13 protein-coding genes are annotated in these 17,154 nt (G+C 69.7%); all 13 read left to right on the top strand.

All coding sequences use genetic code 11. The features are described 5' to 3' along the window. Positions 1-88: 88 nt before the first annotated feature. Positions 89-2,281, top strand: coding sequence for a thiamine pyrophosphate-dependent enzyme (locus AC07Q9_RS30200; protein WP_495312809.1), 2,193 nt, complete (start codon positions 89-91; stop codon positions 2,279-2,281). A 4-nt stretch (positions 2,282-2,285) separates the two neighbouring features. Beyond that, positions 2,286-3,791 carry an indolepyruvate oxidoreductase subunit beta family protein gene (locus tag AC07Q9_RS30195; protein WP_495312808.1) on the top strand — a complete coding sequence of 502 codons (1,506 nt, stop codon included), beginning with the start codon at positions 2,286-2,288 and terminating at the stop codon, positions 3,789-3,791. Between the two features lie 13 nt (positions 3,792-3,804). Next, positions 3,805-4,791 carry a PDR/VanB family oxidoreductase gene (locus tag AC07Q9_RS30190; protein ID WP_495312807.1) on the top strand — a complete coding sequence of 329 codons (987 nt, stop codon included), beginning with the start codon at positions 3,805-3,807 and terminating at the stop codon, positions 4,789-4,791. A 32-nt stretch (positions 4,792-4,823) separates the two neighbouring features. Continuing rightward, the gene (locus AC07Q9_RS30185; RefSeq protein WP_095950543.1) at positions 4,824-6,137 is read left to right on the top strand and encodes an aromatic ring-hydroxylating dioxygenase subunit alpha; all 1,314 of its coding nucleotides are present in this window, start codon (positions 4,824-4,826) and stop codon (positions 6,135-6,137) included. Further along, positions 6,137-6,625 carry an aromatic-ring-hydroxylating dioxygenase subunit beta gene (locus tag AC07Q9_RS30180; protein ID WP_495312806.1) on the top strand — a complete coding sequence of 163 codons (489 nt, stop codon included), beginning with the start codon at positions 6,137-6,139 and terminating at the stop codon, positions 6,623-6,625. The genes AC07Q9_RS30185 and AC07Q9_RS30180 overlap by 1 nt, the downstream gene beginning before the upstream one ends. A 7-nt stretch (positions 6,626-6,632) precedes the next feature. Beyond that, positions 6,633-8,258 carry an AMP-binding protein gene (locus AC07Q9_RS30175; protein WP_495312805.1) on the top strand — a complete coding sequence of 542 codons (1,626 nt, stop codon included), beginning with the start codon at positions 6,633-6,635 and terminating at the stop codon, positions 8,256-8,258. After that, entirely contained in the window at positions 8,255-9,430 is a 1,176-nt protein-coding gene (locus tag AC07Q9_RS30170; protein WP_487848927.1) for a thiolase family protein, read from the top strand. Before AC07Q9_RS30175 ends, AC07Q9_RS30170 begins: the two co-directional genes overlap by 4 nt. Further along, positions 9,427-10,680 carry an SDR family NAD(P)-dependent oxidoreductase gene (locus tag AC07Q9_RS30165; protein WP_495312804.1) on the top strand — a complete coding sequence of 418 codons (1,254 nt, stop codon included), beginning with the start codon at positions 9,427-9,429 and terminating at the stop codon, positions 10,678-10,680. Before AC07Q9_RS30170 ends, AC07Q9_RS30165 begins: the two co-directional genes overlap by 4 nt. Before the next feature lie 16 nt (positions 10,681-10,696). Next, positions 10,697-11,512 carry a cyclase family protein gene (locus tag AC07Q9_RS30160; RefSeq protein WP_495312803.1) on the top strand — a complete coding sequence of 272 codons (816 nt, stop codon included), beginning with the start codon at positions 10,697-10,699 and terminating at the stop codon, positions 11,510-11,512. After that, positions 11,509-12,243, top strand: a complete 735-nt coding sequence (locus tag AC07Q9_RS30155; RefSeq protein ID WP_070062343.1) for an SDR family oxidoreductase — start codon at positions 11,509-11,511, stop codon at positions 12,241-12,243. The genes AC07Q9_RS30160 and AC07Q9_RS30155 overlap by 4 nt, the downstream gene beginning before the upstream one ends. Before the next feature lie 61 nt (positions 12,244-12,304). After that, a complete protein-coding gene (locus AC07Q9_RS30150; protein WP_495264152.1) occupies positions 12,305-13,471 on the top strand; it encodes an ABC transporter substrate-binding protein in 1,167 nt (388 codons plus the stop codon). A gap of 37 nt (positions 13,472-13,508) precedes the next feature. Beyond that, entirely contained in the window at positions 13,509-15,965 is a 2,457-nt protein-coding gene (locus tag AC07Q9_RS30145) for a penicillin acylase family protein (RefSeq protein ID WP_495312802.1), read from the top strand. A 42-nt stretch (positions 15,966-16,007) separates the two neighbouring features. Next, a complete protein-coding gene (locus AC07Q9_RS30140) occupies positions 16,008-17,150 on the top strand; it encodes an ABC transporter substrate-binding protein (protein WP_159273269.1) in 1,143 nt (380 codons plus the stop codon). The last annotated feature ends 4 nt before the right edge of the window (positions 17,151-17,154 follow it).

The raw sequence follows: 17,154 nt of genomic DNA, 5'->3' as shown, positions 1-17,154 counted from the left end.
ATTGTGGATACATTCATTTCTAAACATTATAGGAACCGTGATGTGACCCCGGGGCCGCATCCTCCCACGAGAAAGAAGAAGGACATCCATGGCTGAGCGTTCGTTCGTCGAAGAAGTCAAGAAGCTGCGACTTACTGGTGGAGAAGTGTTCCGCGGCGAAGGCATTCTGGCCGTCACCAAGGCCCTGCTGGAGTCGGGGGTGTCGTACGTGGCGGGCTACCAGGGCGCGCCCATCTCGCACCTCATGGACGTGCTGGCCGACGCGCAGGACATCCTGGCCGACCACGGCATCCGCTTCGAGAACAGCGCCAGCGAAGCCACCGCCGCCGCCACGCTGGCCGCCTCCGTCAACTACCCGCTGCGCGGCGCCGTCACCTTCAAGGCGACCGTCGGCACCAACGTGGCGTCCGATGCGCTGGCCAACCTGGCCTCGGGTGGCGTCACCGGCGGCGCGCTCATCATCGTGGGCGAGGACTACGGCGAAGGCTCGTCGATCATGCAGGAGCGCAGCCATGCGTTCGCCATGAAGTCGCAGATCTGGCTGCTCGATCCGCGGCCCAACCTGCCGAGCATCGTCGATGCGGTGAAGACCGGTTTCGACCTCTCGGAGGCCAGCAACACGCCGGTGATGCTGCAGCTGCGCATCCGTGCTTGCCACGTGCACGGCCACTTCATCGCCGGCGACAACAAGCGCGCCAAGTTCACGCTGAAGGAAGCGCTGGAGAACCCGCAGCGCGACGTCAGCCGCATCGTGCTGCCGCCCGCGAGCTTCGTGCATGAACAAGAGAAGGTGAAAGACCGCTGGCCCGCCGCCGTGCGCTTCATCGAAGAGCGCCAGCTCAACGAGTTCTTCTCCGAAGACGCCGACGACATCGGCATCATCGTGCAGGGCGGCAGCTACAACACGCTGCTGCGCGCACTCGAACGCCTGGGCCTGGCCGACGTGTACGGCGAGACCCGCGTGCCGCTGTATGTGATGAACGTGGCCTATCCCGTCATCGAGAGCGAAGTCATCCGCTTCTGCGAAGGCAAGCGCGCCGTGCTCATCGTGGAAGAAGGCCAGCCCAACTTCGTCGAGCAGAACCTCGCGACCATCCTGCGCCAGGCCGGCTCCACCACCGCGCTGCACGGCAAGGACATGCTGCCCGTGGCCGGCGAGTACACGACGCTCGAACTGCTCAAGGGCACGCGCACCTTCTGCGAGCGCTACGAACGCCTTGCGCCGCTGCCGGTGCCCGCACCGGTGCGCAAGGTGATTCCGCTGAAGGAAGTGGCGGCCATCGGCGTCGATGCCGCGCCCGAGCCCGCGCAGCCGTCGAGCGCGCTCGGCGACGTGGTGCATGCGCGCCCGCCGGGCTTTTGCACCGGCTGCCCCGAGCGCCCGATCTTCAGCGCCATGAAGCTGGTCGAGCGCGAACTCGGTGCGCACCACGTGAGCGCCGACATCGGCTGCCACCTGTTCTCGATCCTGCCGCCCTTCAACATCGGCAACACGACGATGGGCTACGGCCTCGGCGGTGCGGGCGCTTCGGCGCTCAACGCACCCGCGGGCAAGCGCGCGATCTCGATGATGGGCGACGGTGGCTTCTGGCACAACGGCCTGACGAGCGGCGTGGCCAACGCGGTCTTCAACAAGAGCGACAACCTCACCATCATCGTCGACAACAACTACACCTCGGCCACGGGCGGGCAGGACATCCTCTCGTCGACCGCCGTCAACAAGACGCGCAGCACCGGCCACGAGATCGAGCGCGCCGTGCGCGGCGTGGGCGTCGAATGGGTGAAGACGATGCGCCGCACCTACGACGTCGCCGGCATGCGCGACGCGCTGAAAGACGCGCTCACCACCACCAAGAAGGGCCCCAAGGTCCTCATCGCGCAGTCGGAGTGCATGCTCAACAAGCAGCGCCGCGAGAAGCCGCTGGTGCGCAAGGCCATCGCCGACGGCAAGCGCATGGTGCGCGACAAGTTCGGCGTCGATGCCGACACCTGCACCGGCGACCACTCGTGCATCCGCCTGTCGGGCTGCCCGTCGCTCTCGATCAAGCCTAACCCCGATCCGCTGCGCATCGACCCCGTCGCCACCGTGCTCGACAGCTGCGTGGGCTGCGGCAACTGCGGCGACGTCTCGCACGCCGCCGTGCTGTGCCCCTCGTTCTACAAGGCGCAGGTCGTGAGCAACCCGACCGCCTGGGACCGTTTCCGCCAGCGCGTGCGCACCGCCGTCATCGGCTGGCTGCAGCGCGGCGACGCGCGCCGCCGCGACGCCTATGCCTTCTGACGCCATGACGAACAAGGTTCAACCCATCAAGATTGCCATCCTCGCCATGGGCGGCGAGGGCGGCGGCGTGCTCGCCGACTGGATCGTCGACATGGGTGAGGCCAACGGCTACGTCGCCCAGACCACCTCGGTGCCCGGCGTGGCCCAGCGCACCGGCGCGACCATCTACTACGTCGAGCTGTACCCCGATGCGCAGGCCCACGCCGACGGCGGGCGCCCCGTGCTCGCGCTGATGCCGCTGCCGGGCGACGTCGACGTGGTGCTCGCCTCCGAGCTCATGGAAGCCGGCCGCGCGGTGCAGCGCGGGCTGGTCACGCGCGACCGCACCACGCTCATCGCCTCCACGCACCGCGTCTTCTCCATCGCCGAAAAGAGCGCCATGGGCGACGGCCGTGTCGACAGCGACCAGCTGCTCGCCCACACCGCGCGCGCCGCCAAGCGCTTCATCCGCTTCGACATGGCGCAGGCCGCCGAAGCCTCGGGCAGCGTGATCAGCGCCGTGCTGTTCGGCACGCTCGCGGGCTCGGGCGTGCTGCCCTTCGGCCGTGCGCAGTTCGAGGCCACCATCGAGCGCGGCGGCGTGGGCGTGAAGCCCAGCCTCAAGGCCTTCGGCGCGGCATTCGACCGTGCACAGGACGGCGACGACGGCGAACCCGCCAAGGTCGCACCGGCCGCCACGCCCGCACCGCAGCCGCGCCACCCGGCCGTGCGCGCATTGGTCGAGCGCGTGCAGCGCGACTTTCCGCTGCCCGCGCACGACTTCCTGCTCGAAGGCGTGCGCCGCCTCATCGACTACCAGGACCTGGCCTACGCCGGCCTGTACCTCGACCGCATGGCCGCGGTTGCGAAGCTGCCCGACGACGCCCACCGCCTGCTGCGCGAGACCGCGCGCCACCTCGCGCTGTGGATGTCCTACGAAGACACGGCCCGCGTCGCCGCCCTGAAGACCCGCGCGACCCGCTTCGAGCGTGTGCACGGCGAGGCCGGCGTGCAGCCGGGCCAGCTGCTCGCCATCCACGAGTACATGCACCCGCGCCTGCAGGAAATCTGCGAGACGCTGCCCGGCGGCCTTGGCCGCTGGCTCATGCACTCCACGCTGCCGAAGAAGATCGTCGAGCGCTTCACGCAGCACGGCCGCGTGATCCGCACCAGCTCGCTGCGCGGCTACTTGATGCTGCGCATGGTCGCGGCCTGCAAGGGCTGGCGCCGCTCGACGATGCGCTACGCCGACGAAAACCGCCGCATCGAGGAATGGCTGCAACGCATTGCCGCCACCGCGCCACGCAACCCCGCGCTCGCCGTCGAGCTCGCTCAGTGCCAGCGCCTGGTCAAGGGCTACAGCGACACGCACGAGCGCGGCCTGCGCAACTACGACACCGTGATGCGCGCGTTCGAGCGCGCGGGTGCCGCGTTGGCGCCCGCCACGCTGCGCGAACTGCGCGACGCGGCGCTCGCCGACGAACACGGCCACAAGCTGCAGGCCGCGCTGGTGCAGCACGCCTTGGCCTGAAGGGACCCGAACCATGACCGCCCCCACGCTCCAGCTTCGCGTCGTCGAAGCGCGCGCCCTCAACCCGCTGATCCGCCTGCTGCGCCTGCGCGCCGAAGACGGCCGCGCGCTGCCCGGCTTCGCCGCTGGCGCGCACATCCGCGTGCAGGTGACGCTGGCCGACGGCACCACCGACTGGCGCCACTACTCGCTCATCAACTTCGCCACCGAGCGCAACGCCACCAACGCCCCGACCGACTACGTGATCGCCGTGCGCAAGGAGGCCGAAGGCCGTGGCGGATCGCGCTTCATGCACGAAGGGCTGGCCGAGGGCAGCGTGCTCACCATCGAGCCGCCGAAGAACGACTTTCCGCTGCACACCGGCCCGGGCGGCACGGTGCTGGTGGCGGGTGGCATCGGCGTGACGCCGCTGGCGTCGATGGCCGCGCGCCGCCGCGCCGAAGGCGCCGCCGTGCGCATGCACTACGCCGGCCGCAGCCGCGACCTCATGGCCTTCCTGCCCGAGCTGCAGGCGCTGCTGGGCGACGACCTGCGCGTGCACGCCGACGCCGAGGCCGGTGCGCCGTTGGACATCGACGCGCTGCTCGACGCCGTGCCCGCCGGCGACCGCCTCTACGTGTGCGGCCCCAAGGTCATGCTCGACGCCGTGCTCGCGCGCACACAGGGCCGCGGCTGGGAACACGACCGCGTGCATTTCGAACTCTTCACCGAACCCGTCGTGGAGGAGGGCGACCAGCCCTTCGAGGTGGAACTCGCCCAGTCGGGCCAGCGCTTCACCGTGCCGGTCGGCCAGAGCATCCTCGACTGCCTCATCGAACACGGCTGCGACCCGATGTTCGATTGCAAGCGCGGCGAATGCGGCGTGTGCGCCGTGCCCGTGATCGAGGGCGAGATCGACCACCGCGACTACGTGCTCACCGCCCGCGAGAAGGCGGAAGGCACCGTCATGCAGATCTGCATCTCGCGCGCCAAGGGAGCGCGCCTGGTGCTCGACCTCTGAGAAAAGCCAGCCAGGAAGGAGCCAGGAGAACCATGCCTTCGTACCGAGACAACCCCGATGCCGTTCGCGCGCTCGTGCAGAACGACCGCGTGCACCGCGACCTGTACACCAGCCAGGAGCTTTTCGAGCTGGAGCAGGAGCACTTCTTCGCCAACACCTGGAACTACGTCGGCCACGAGAGCCAGCTGCCGAAGTCGGGCGACTGGATCACCAACGAGATCGCGGGCCGTCCACTGATCGTCGTGCGCCACAGCGACGGCAGCGTGCGCGTCATGATGAACCGCTGCGCCCACAAGGGCTCGCGCCTGGTGAACGGGCCCTGCGGCAACACCGGCAAGTTCTTTCGCTGCCCGTACCACGCCTGGACCTTCAAGACCGACGGCGCGCCGCTGGCCATTCCGCTGAAGACCGGCTACGAGCACACGCAACTCCACGAATGCGAGTCGGGCAAGGGCCTCACGCCGGTGAAGCACGTGCGCAGCCATCGTGGCTTCATCTTCGTGAAGATCAACGATGCGGGCCCCGACTTCGACGCGTACTTCGGCGATTCGCTCAGCTCCATCGACAACATGGCCGACCGCTCGCCCGAGGGCGAACTCGAAATCGCCGGCGGCTGCCTGCGCTTCATGCACCAGTGCAACTGGAAGATGTTCGTCGAGAACCTCAACGACACCATGCACCCGATGGTGGCGCACGAGTCGTCGGCCGGCACCGCCAAGCGCATGTGGGCCGACAAGCCGGAAGACGAACCCAAGCCCATGGCCGTGGAGCAGTTCGTGCCCTTCATGTCCGACTACAAGTTCTTCGAGGACATGGGCATCCGCACGTACGACCACGGCCACAGCTTCACGGGCGTGCACTTCAGCATCCACAGCAAGTACAAGGCGATCCCCGAGTACGACGACGCCATGAAGGCGCGCTACGGCGAAGAGAAGACGGCGCAGATTTTGGGCATGGCGCGGCACAACACCGTGTACTACCCGAACCTCACGATCAAGGGCGCGATCCAGGCGATCCGCGTGGTCAAGCCGATCTCGGCCGACAAGACCCTCATCGAGAGCTGGACCTTCCGCCTCAAGGGCGCGCCGCCCGAGCTGCTGCAGCGCACCACCATGTACAACCGCCTCATCAACTCGCCGTTCTCGGTGGTGGGCCACGACGACCTGCAGGCCTACCGCGGCATGCAGGCCGGCCTGCACGCCAGCGGCAACGAGTGGGTGAGCCTGCACCGCGACTACGACGCCTCGGAACTGAAGGGCGGCGAGATCACCACGGGCGGCACCAACGAGCTGCCCATGCGCAACCAATATCGAAGCTGGGTGCAGCGCATGACGGAGACGATGTAATGGCTGCCGCCGATATCACCCGCCAGGACCTCGTCGACTTCGTCGTCAACGAAGCGCGCCTGCTCGACACCCGCCGCTACGAGGCGTGGAACGCGCTCTTCACCGACGACGCGTTCTACTGGATTCCGCTCGTGCCCGAGCAGGAAGACGGCCTGAACCACACCTCGCACCTGTACGAGGACAAGCTGTTGCGCGAGCTGCGCATCGAGCGCCTGAAGAGCCCGCGCGCGTTCTCGCAGCAGCCGCAAAGCCGCTGCCACCACCTGCTGCAGGTGCCCGTGGTCGAGACCTTCGACACCGAGGCCCGCCGCTTCGTGGCGCGCACCGAGTTCCACTACACCGAGTCGCAGGGCGACGAGCTGCAGTTCTACGTCGGCACCTTCTTCCATCACCTCACGGTGCAGGACGGCGCGCTGCGCATGACGCTCAAGCGCGTCGACCTGCTCAACTGCGACGCGGCGCTTCCGGCCGTGCAGCTCTTCATCTGAGGACGCGATGACCCACGCCACCGTCCACCAGGTGTTCGCCGCCACGGCCGCGCGCACCCCGCAGGCCGAATTCCTCTTCACCGAATCGGTGACCGCCGCCGCCTACGGCATCGCCGCCGGCGCCATCCGCTGGGGCGAGGCCGCCGCAGAAATCGAGCGGCTGCGCACCGCCTACGCACGGGCCGGCTACGGCCACGGCCACCGCGTCGGCCTGCTGCTGGAGAACCGGCCCGCCTTCATCTTCCATTGGCTCGCGCTGAACGCGCTGGGCGCGAGCGTGGTGCCGATCAACGCCGAGATGCGCTCGGCCGAGCTGGTCTACCTCATCGGCCACAGCGAGATCGGCCTGGCTGTCACGCTGCCCGAGCGCGCCGCCGATCTGCAGGCCGCCGCCGCGCAGGCCGGCGTGGCCTTCGAGACCATGGGCCCCGACGATGCCGTGCCGCCCGCGAAGACCGCCGCGCCGCGCGCCGGCGAGCCCATCGGCACCGACACCGAATGCGGCCTGCTCTACACCTCGGGCACCACGGGCCGGCCCAAGGGCTGCATCCTGAGCAACGCGTACTTCCTGCGTGCCGGCGAGTGGTATGCCGCGCTCGACGGCGTGTGCAGCATCCGCCCCGACGCCGAGCGCGTGATCACGCCGCTGCCGCTCAACCACATGAACGCGATGGCGTTCTCGACCATGGTGGTGCTCATTGCAGGCGGCTGCCTCGTGCAGCTCGACCGCTTCCACCCGAAGAGCTGGCTGGTCAGCGCGAAGGAAAGCGGCGCGACCATCGTCCACTACCTGGGCGTGATGCCCGCGATGCTGCTGTCGGCCCCCGCGTCGGCGGCCGACCGCGACCACGCGATCCGCTGGGGCTTCGGCGCCGGTGTCGACCGCAAGAACCACGCGCCCTTCGAGGAACGCTTCGGCTTCCCGCTGGTCGAGGCCTGGGCCATGACCGAGACCGGCGCCGCCGCCTGCATCATGGCCAACCGCGAGCCGCGCCTCGTGGGCACCAGCTGCTTCGGCCGGCAGGAAGACTTCGTCGAGATCCGCCTCATGGGCGAGGACGGCAGCGACGTGGGCACCGACATGCCCGGCGAACTGCTGGTGCGCTCGGCCGGCGCCGACCCGCGCCGTTATTTCTTCTCCGGCTATCTGAAGGACGAAGAGGCCACGCGCGAGGCCTGGGCCGACGGCTGGTTCCACACCGGCGACCTCGTGCGCCGCGATGCCGACGGCAACTTCTTCTTCGTCGATCGCAAGAAGAACGTGATCCGCCGCAGCGGCGAGAACATCTCGGCCGTCGAGGTCGAGAGCGTGCTCAACCAGCACCCGGCCGTGAAGACCTCGGCCGTGGCCGCCACGCCCGATGCGGTGCGCGGCGACGAGGTGCTGGCGTGCATCGTGCTGCGCGACGGCAGCGATGCGTCGCAGCGCGAAGCGGTCGCGGCCAGCATCGTCCAGCATGCGCTGGCGCAGCTGGCGTACTACAAGGCGCCGGGCTACGTGGCCTTCGTCGACGCGCTGCCGCTCACGCCCTCGCAGAAGATCCAGCGCGGCCAGCTGCGCGAGATGGCGCAGTCGCTGCCGGGCCAGGGCCATTGCATCGACACGCGCTCCATGAAAAAGAGGCAGGCATGACCAAGCGCAACCGGCTTTCCTACGAAGGCGTCGCGGTCGCGGTGCCCGTCACCGTGCCCTACGTGCGCTACTCCACGCGCACCGCGCACTGGTTCGTCGGCCAGGCCATCGACGCGCTGGTGCAGGCCAGCGGCGTGGCCAAGGAACAGATCGACGGCCTGTGCCTGAGCAGCTTCTCGCTCGCGCCCGACACGGCCGTGGGCGTCACGCAGCACCTGGGCCTGTCGCCGCGCTGGCTCGACCACATGCCCACCGGCGGTGCCTCGGGCGTGATGTGCCTGCGCCGCGCGGCGCGCGCCGTGCAGGCGGGCGATGCCGACATCGTCGCCTGCGTGGGCGCCGACACCAACCACGTCGACTCCTTCCGACAGACGCTGGGCAGCTTCAGCAACTTCGCGCGCGATGCGAGCTACCCCTACGGCTCGGGCGGCCCGAACTCGATCTTCGCGTTCATCACCGCCAACTACATGCGCACCTACGGCGCCACGCGCGAAGACTTCGGGCGCATCTGCGTGGACCAGCGCACCAACGCGCTGGGCAACCCCAACGCCATGTTCAAGAAGGGCCTCACGCTCGACGAGTACATGGCCGCGCGACCCATCTCCGACCCGATCCACCTGTTCGACTGCGTGATGCCCTGCGCGGGCGCTGATGCCTTCCTCGTGATGAGCGAGGAGCGCGCGCGCGACCTGGGCCTGGCGCACGTCGTGATCCGCGGCGCCATCGAGCGCCACAACGCCTACGCCGAAGACCCGGTGATGGTGCAGGGCGGCTGGCGCAAGGACCGCGACGACCTCTACGCGCAGGCCGGCGTGCAGCCCGCCGCACTCGACTTCGTGCAGACCTACGACGACTACCCCGTCATCGTGATGATGCAGTTCGAAGACCTGGGGTTCTGCGAGAAGGGCGAGGGCTCGGCCTTCGTGCAGGCCAACACCATGACCTTCGACGGCAGCTTTCCGAACAACACCAGCGGCGGCCAGCTCTCGGCCGGGCAGGCCGGTGCGGCGGGCGGCTTCCTCGGCATGGTCGAGGCGATCCGACAACTGACCGACCAGGCCGGCGCGCGCGCCGTGCCCAACGCCCAGCTGGGCCTTGTCGCCGGCTTCGGCATGGTGACCTACGACCGCTGCCTCTGTACGGGCGCGGTCATCCTGGGGAGACCCGCATGACGATGCCGATGATGCGCCCCCCGCGCAAGAACCCGGTGCTGCGCACCCGGCAGATGAACCTGCCGCCCGGCGCGCGTGGCCGCGTGGCGCTCGGCCTCACGGCCGCCGCCGCCGAAGGCCGCTTCGAGCTGCAGACCTGCGAAGACTGCGGCACGGTGCAGTACCCGCCGCGCGAGGTCTGCCACAAGTGCCTGTCGGCCGCGCTGCGCTGGCGCCAGCAGAGCGGCGAGGGCGCGCTGCTCGGCAGCACCACGCTGCACCACAGCAACGACCTGTTCTTTCGCGAGCGGCTGCCCTGGCGGCTGGGCCTGGTGCACCTGGATGCCGGCCCCACGCTCATGGTCCACCTGCACGGCGAGGTCGGCGATGCGCCCACGCGCGTGCGTGTCGGCGCCCGGCTCGACCGCGCCGGCCAGGCCGTCCTCATTGCTTTTCCGACTGAAGGGAGTCCCCACATGGCCGACGACAAGATGCTGCGCGAAATGACCAGCGACCCGAAGTTCCGCAAGGTGCTGGTGACCGACGGCAAGACCGAGACGGGCCAGGCCCTCGTGCGTGCGCTGGTGAAGGCCGGCGCCGACATCGTCTGGGTCGGCCATGCCGAACCCTGGAAGAAGATGGGCGACGGGCTCGATGACATCTCGGCGCTGCCGCAGGTCACGCTGGTGCCGCTGGACCTCACCAACGGCCGCCAGGTGACCGAGCTGGCCGGTTCCATCGGCGGCAAGGTCGACATCGTGATCAACAACGCCGAGGTGCACCGCACCTTCGGCATCGGTGCGCGCCGCGGCACCGACGTGGCCAAGGCCGAGATGGACATCAACTACTTCGGCCTGCTGCGCCTGGCGCAGGAGTTCGGCCCCGCGCTCAAGGGCCGCTCGGCCGACGGCGCCACGGGCGCGACGGCGTGGGTCAACCTGCTGTCGATCTACGCGCTGAGCAATTTCCCGCCGCACGGCACCTTCAGCGCCTCGAAGGCCGCGGCGCATTCGCTGGCGCAGTGCCTGCGCGCCGAGATGCGGCCCGCCGGCATCCGCGTGATCAACGTGTTCCCCGGCCCCATCGACGACGAATGGAACCAGCACACGCCGCCGCCCAAGCTGGCACCCACCACGTTGGCCAGCGCCATCGTGAAGGCACTGCGCGACGGCGTGGAAGACGTGTACCCCGGCGACGTGGCGCAGGAGTGGCTGGAGCGCTGGCGCGACAACCCCAAGGTGCTCGAACGCGAACTGGCCGCTGGCGGCTGAGCAGAGGAATCACACGATGACCACGACCACCAACGAACTGATGTCCGCCGCCGAAGTCCTCGGCAGCCTCGTGACCGCCATGGCCAGCGGCCGCATCCGCGTGATCGACCTCACGCAGACGCTCACGCCCGAGTTTCCGCAGATCGCGCTGCCGCCCGAGATGGGCCAATGCTGGCCCTTCCGCATCGAGGAAGTGTCCAAGTACGACGAGCGCGGCCCGGGCTGGTACTGGAACAACTTCTCCTGCGGCGAGCACACCGGCACGCACTTCGACGCGCCGATCCACTGGATCTCGGGCCGCGACCTGCCGAACAACTCGGTCGACACCATTCCCGTGCAGCACTTCGTGGCGCCGGCCTGCGTGATCGACTGCTCGCCGCAGGTGAAGGACGACCCCGACTACCTGCTGACCCTCGAGGACATCGAAGCCTACGAAGCCGCGCACGGCCGCATTCCCAAGGGCGCGTGGGTGCTCATGCGCACCGACTGGTCCAAGCGCGCCGACCCCGAGGCGTACCAGAACTTCGACGAGACCGGCCAGCACACGCCCGGCCCGAGCACCGAGGCCGTGCGCTTCCTGGTCGAGCAACGCGACGTGCTGGGCTTCGGCTCCGAAGCCATCGGGACCGACGCGGGGCAGGGCTACCACCTGCGCCCGCCGTACCCCTGCCACTACTACATGCACGGCGCGGGCCGCTACGGCCTGCAGTGCCTGAGCAACCTCGACCTGCTGCCAGCATCGGGCGCGGTGCTGATCTGCCCGCCGCTGAAGATCGAGAAGGGCAGCGGCAGCCCGCTGCGCGTGCTGGCCCTGGTGGGAGCCACGGCATGAGCGCCGCCGCCCCCAAGGTCGCGGCCGTCACCGGCGGCAGCGCCGGCATCGGCAAGGCCATCTGCGAAGACTTGCTCGCGCAAGGCTACGAGGTGGTCTCGCTCGCGCGCCGCAAGGCCGAGATCGACCACCCCAAGATGCACAGCCTCGAGGTCGACCTGGCCGACCGCGCCGCCACCGGCCAGGCCGTGCGCGAACTGGTCGAGCGCTTCGCACCGACCACGATCGTGCACAACGCCGGCGTCATCCGCGCCGCGCTGCTGCCCGAGGTGAAGCTCGACGACCTCGATGCGCTGGTCGACCTGCACCTGGGCTGTGCCATCCAGCTCGTGCAGGGCGCGCTGCCCGCGATGCGTGCGCAGCGCTTCGGCCGCGTGGTGCTGCTGTCGTCGCGCGCCGCGCTGGGCCTGGCCACGCGCACCAGCTACTCGGCCACCAAGGCCGGCATGCTGGGCATGGCGCGCACCTGGGCGCTGGAGCTCGCGGCCGACGGCATCACGGTGAACGTGGTGGCGCCGGGCCCGATCCGCACCGACATGTTCTACGACGTCGTCGAGGCCGGCAGCGAGAAGGAGCGTGCGCTCGCGGCCTCGGTGCCCGTCAAGCGCCTGGGCGAATCGGCCGACGTGGCACGCGCCGTGCGTTTCTTCGCCGCGCCCGAGAACAGCTTCGTCACCGGCCAGGTCCTCTACGTGTGCGGCGGCACCAGCGTCGGCAGCCTGGCCCTCTAGTTTCATTTCAGCGTCCGTTTCGTTCCGTTCCGTTCAAAAACATCACCTCTGGAGCATCGCCATGAAAGTCCTGAACCGAATTCGCACCCTCGCGGCTGTTGTCGCGGGCCTCGGCGCGCTGAGCGCCGCCAGCGCATGGGCCGCCGATCTCAAGGTCGGCTTCATCACCTCGCTGTCGGGGCCGGTGTCGTCGCTGGGCATTCCGTACGAAAAGGGCATGAAGGCCGCGCTCGCCTACAAGGCCGACCTGGGCGGCCGCAAGATCCAGCTGGTGCAGCTCGACGATGCGTCCGACCCCACCACGGCCGCGCGCAATGCACGCAAGATGATCGACGAGGACAAGGTCGACGTCATCATCGGCACGGCCGGTTCGCCCGGCGCGCTTGCCATTGCCGGCGTGGCGCGCGAAACCAAGACGCCGCTGATCTCCATCGCCAACGCCAACCTGCCGGGCGAGGAGGGCGCGTGGATGGTCACGCTGCCGCAGCCCGCGCCGCTCATGGTGAGCGCGGTGGTCGAGCGCATGAAGAAGTCGGGCGTGAAGACGGTCGGCTACATCGGCTTTTCCGACGCCTGGGGCGACCTGGTGTACGGCGCGCTGCAAAAGAGCGCCGAGCCGGCCGGCATCAAGATCGTGTCGAACGAGCGCTATGCGCGCGGCGACGCCTCGGTGACCGGGCAGGTGCTCAAGATCGTGGCGCTGCGCCCCGACGCGGTGATCACCGGCACCTCGGGCACGCCGGGTGCGCTGCCGTACCTCGCGCTTTCGGAGCGCGGCTACAAGGGCCAGATCTACGGCATGCACGCGCTCATCAACCCCGACTTCGTGCGCGTGGGCGGTGCCTCGGTCGAAGGCCTGCTGGCCCCCACCGGCCCGGTGATCGTGGCCGAGCAGCTGCCCGCCGACAACCCGATCCGCAAGGTGTCGATGGACTTCCGCGCGGCTTACCAGAAGGCCAACGGCGCACCGCCGACCGACGCCTTCTCGGCCTACACCTTCGATGCCTGGCTGGTGTACCTGGACGCCGCCCAGCGCGCGCTGGCCACCAAGGCCGAGCCCGGCACGCCGCAGTTCCGCCTGGCGCTGCGCGATGCCATCGTGAGCACCAAGGAGCTGGTGGGCACGCACTCGGTCTACAACTTCAAGCCCACCGAGCGCTACGGCTCGGACGACCGTTCGCGCGTCGTCGTGAAGCTCGAGAAGGGCCAGTGGAAGCTGGTGCCCTGAACGCCCTCGCGTCGATCCGATGAACGCCGCCCACCCCATGCACCCGCTGCTTCGTTCCCTGCGTCGCCGGCGCGCGACCGGCACCGTGCTGTTCGCCGCCGCGCTGCTGGCCGGCTGCGCCGCGACCGCACCCGGCAGCAGCGGAGAAGTCACCATCAAGCGCGACCGCTACGGCGTGCCGCACGTCTACGCCAGCGACACGCGCGGCCTGTTCCACGGCTTCGGCTATGCCGTTGCCGAAGACCGGCTCTACCAGCTGGAGATGGCGCGGCGCTCGGGCAACGGCAGCGTGGCCGAGGTGCTGGGGGCCGAGTTCGTCGCGACCGACAAGGCCACGCGCGCCAACATCGATCCGGTGTCGATCCGCCGCCAGATCGATGCATTGAACGCGGACGACCGCGCCATGTTCGAAGGCTACGCCGCGGGCGTCAACGCGCGCATCCGCGACGTGCTGGCCGACCGCGCCAAGCTCATGCCGCGCGAGTTCATCGACAACGGCTTCGAGCCCGCGCCCTGGACCGCCGACGACGTGGCCATGGTCTGGATCGGCCTGATCCTCAACCGCTTCTTCGCGGGCACGGCCGAGGTGGCCAACCTCTCGCTGCTCAACCAGCTCAAGGCCGCGCGCGGCGACGTCGCCGGCCTGCAGCTGTACGAGCAGCTGCGCTGGCTCGAAGACCCGACCGCGCCGACCATCGTGCCGCGCGGCACCGCGAACCGGCTGGCAAGCGCCGAGCCCGGCGACGCCGCGCTCGCGCCGGTCTCCGCGCAGGCCGCCGCCGACTTCCGCGCCACGCAGGTCGCCCGCATGGGCCTGGCCGCCACCGAAGGCATGCCGACCGCGAGCAACGCCTGGGTACTCGGCCCCTCGCGCACCAAGGAAGGCGTGGCCGTCCTGTACAACGGCCCGCAACAGGGCTTCAACAATCCGTCGTTCGTGCACGGCATCGGCCTGCACGGCGCGGGCTACGACCTCACGGGCCTCACGCCCATCGGCTTGCTGCCGGTGCTGTTCGGCACCAACGGCACCATCGCCTGGGGTTCGACGGTGGGCTCGCTCGACACCAACGACATCTACCAGGAAGAACTGAACCCGGCCAACCGCCACGAATACAAGTACGACGGCGCCTACCGCCCGATGACCCGGCGCACCGACGTCATCCGCGTGAAGGGCGCCGCGCCGCAGAGCGTGGACATCTACGCCACGGTGCACGGCTTCGTGCAGAGCTGGGACGCGGACAACGCCCGCGCCTACACCGCCCGCAGCACCTGGCAGGGCCGCGAGGTCGAGACCATGCTCGGCTGGGCGCGTGCCGCACGGGCGCGTGACTGGTCGGGCTTTCTTGCGCAGGGCGAGCGCGTGGCCGCGTCCATCACCTGGTTCTATGCCGACGTGGCGGGCAACATCGGCGCCGTGGGCCTGGGCCGCATGCCGCGCCGCCCGGCCACGCAGGACATCCGCTTTCCCGCACGCGGCGACGGCAGCATGGAGTGGCAGGGCAGCCTGCCGTTCAGCGCCAACCCGCGTGCCTACAACCCCGCGCAGGGCTACCTCGCGAGCTGGAACAACCAGATCGCCGAAGGCCTGCGCGCGGACGGCGCGAACTTCTCGCACGTCGACCGCGTCGCCGAAATCCATGCGCAGCTGCAGGGCACGGCGAAGCTGGGCGCCGACGAGGTCTGGCGCGTGAGCCAGGGCGCGGCATTGGCCGACCTGAACGCGCGCTACTTCGTGCCCCTCATCGTCGACGCGGCCAAGGGCCTGCCGGCCGGTGACCCCGTGCGCCGCGCGGCCGACCTGCTCGCCAACTGGGACCTGAAGAACCGCGTCGCCCCGGGCGGCGAGGTGTACGACAACCGCGCCACCACCGTGCTGCGCGCCTGGCTGGGCGCGATGTCGCGGCGCCTGCTGGCCGACGACCTGCCGCCGGCCGTGTTCGCGACCTACGCCAACCTCGGCTATCCCACGCTCACGCCGCGCGGCTCGCCGGGCAGCGCCCAGCCCGCGGCCGTGGCCAAGCTGCTGTGGAACGCGCTGAGCGGCCCGGCCTCGGGCGTGCCGCAGCGCCACGACTTCTTCAACGGGCAGGACCCGCGCACGATGGTGCGCGCCGCGCTGACCGATGCGGTGGGCGAGCTGCGCACCCGCCTCGGGCCCGACATGGCCGCGTGGACCACGCCCGTGGTGCGGCATCGCTTCTCGCGCATCAACGCCATCGGCGTGCCATGGGCCGGCGCGGGCGACGAGCCCGAGGTCAGCCCCTACATGAACCGCGGCACGCTCAACTACCGCGTCGTGCTGCGCCCGGGCGCGCTCGACATGTGCTCGGTCGCGGCGCCGGGGCAGAGCGGTTTCGTGAGCCCGGCCGGCGTGCGCGACCGCCACTACGCCGACCAGCTGGCGCTGTTCGAGCGCTTCGAATGCAAGCCGGAGCGGCTCACGCCCGCGCAGGTCGACGCCGACCTCGAATCGCGCCGCACCTTGCGCTACTGACCGTCCCTCGTCCCCATTCCAACCCCCGAAGAGGAAGCTCCCATGAAGAAAATCTCCCGCCTTGGCCTCGCGCTGCTGGCCGCCTTCACCGCCGTCGGTGCGGCGGCGGCAGACCTCAAGATCGGCTTCATCAGCTCGCTCTCGGGGCCGGTCGCGGCGCTGGGCGTGCCCTACGAGAAGGGCATCCGCGCGGCCATCGCCGAGCGGCCCGAGATCGGCGGGCGCAAGGTGCAGCTCATCGTGCTCGACGATGCGTCCGACCCGACCACCGCCGGGCGCAACGCGCGCAAGCTGGTGACGGAAGACAAGGTCGACGTGCTCATCGGCACCTCGGGCGTGCCGGGCGCGATGGCCATCGCCTCGGTGGCGCGCGAGCTCAACACGCCGCTCATCTCGCCCACGCCCGTGACCATCCCGGGCGCGGACGGCGCATGGACCGTCACCGTGTCGCAGCCGTTCCCGCTCATGGTGGCGGGCGTGGTCGAGCGCATGCAGAAGTCGGGCGTGAAGACGGTGGCCTTCATCGGTTTTTCGGACGCGCTGGGCGACCTGGCCTACGACTCGCTCGTGAAGAGCGCCGCCACCGCCGGCATCAAGGTGGTGGCCAACGAGCGCTATGCGCGCAGCGATTCGTCGGTGGCCGGGCAGATCCTGAAGATCGTCGCGGCGCGGCCCGACGCGGTGTTCGCGGGCAACTCCGGCACGCCGGGCGCGCTGCCCTACCTGGCACTGGCCGAGCGCGGCTACAAGGGCAAGATCTACGGCACGCACGGCCTCATCAACGCCGACTTCGTGCGCGTGGGCGGCACGGCCATCGACGGCCTGCAGGTGCCCAGCGGCCCGGTGCTGGTGGCCGACCAGCTGCCCGACAGCAACCCCATCAAGAAGGTCGCGATGGGCTTTCGCGCTGCGTACCAGAAGGCGAACGGCGCGGTGCCCACCGATGCGTTCTCGTCGTACACCTACGACGCCTACCTGCTGCTGGCCGATGCGGCCTCGCGCACCAAGGGCGAGCCCGGCACGCCGCAGTACCGCACGGCGCTGCGCGATGCCATCGTGGGCACGAAGGAGCTGGTGGGCACGCACGGCATCTACACCTTCAAGCCCGACGACCGCTACGGCTCGGACCAGCGCGGCGTCGTGATCGTGCAGATGAACAAGGGCCAGTGGAAGCTGGTCCCCTGACCTC

The sequence above is a fragment of the Variovorax sp. GW821-FHT09A10 genome (genome assembly GCF_059418385.1).
This window is presented reverse-complemented; position numbering and strand designations above follow the sequence as displayed.

What these genes read in the sequence shown, in the direction of transcription:
- AC07Q9_RS30175 (WP_495312805.1), top strand. Translation starts at nt 6,633, where the DNA reads ATGACCCACGCCACCGTCCACCAGGTGTTCGCCGCCACGGCCGCGCGC.
- AC07Q9_RS30200 (WP_495312809.1), top strand. Translation starts at nt 89, where the DNA reads ATGGCTGAGCGTTCGTTCGTCGAAGAAGTCAAGAAGCTGCGACTTACT.
- AC07Q9_RS30165 (WP_495312804.1), top strand. Translation starts at nt 9,427, where the DNA reads ATGACGATGCCGATGATGCGCCCCCCGCGCAAGAACCCGGTGCTGCGC.
- AC07Q9_RS30180 (WP_495312806.1), top strand. Translation starts at nt 6,137, where the DNA reads ATGGCTGCCGCCGATATCACCCGCCAGGACCTCGTCGACTTCGTCGTC.
- AC07Q9_RS30155 (WP_070062343.1), top strand. Translation starts at nt 11,509, where the DNA reads ATGAGCGCCGCCGCCCCCAAGGTCGCGGCCGTCACCGGCGGCAGCGCC.
- AC07Q9_RS30160 (WP_495312803.1), top strand. Translation starts at nt 10,697, where the DNA reads ATGACCACGACCACCAACGAACTGATGTCCGCCGCCGAAGTCCTCGGC.
- AC07Q9_RS30185 (WP_095950543.1), top strand. Translation starts at nt 4,824, where the DNA reads ATGCCTTCGTACCGAGACAACCCCGATGCCGTTCGCGCGCTCGTGCAG.
- AC07Q9_RS30140 (WP_159273269.1), top strand. Translation starts at nt 16,008, where the DNA reads ATGAAGAAAATCTCCCGCCTTGGCCTCGCGCTGCTGGCCGCCTTCACC.
- AC07Q9_RS30190 (WP_495312807.1), top strand. Translation starts at nt 3,805, where the DNA reads ATGACCGCCCCCACGCTCCAGCTTCGCGTCGTCGAAGCGCGCGCCCTC.
- AC07Q9_RS30195 (WP_495312808.1), top strand. Translation starts at nt 2,286, where the DNA reads ATGACGAACAAGGTTCAACCCATCAAGATTGCCATCCTCGCCATGGGC.
- AC07Q9_RS30170 (WP_487848927.1), top strand. Translation starts at nt 8,255, where the DNA reads ATGACCAAGCGCAACCGGCTTTCCTACGAAGGCGTCGCGGTCGCGGTG.
- AC07Q9_RS30145 (WP_495312802.1), top strand. Translation starts at nt 13,509, where the DNA reads ATGCACCCGCTGCTTCGTTCCCTGCGTCGCCGGCGCGCGACCGGCACC.
- AC07Q9_RS30150 (WP_495264152.1), top strand. Translation starts at nt 12,305, where the DNA reads ATGAAAGTCCTGAACCGAATTCGCACCCTCGCGGCTGTTGTCGCGGGC.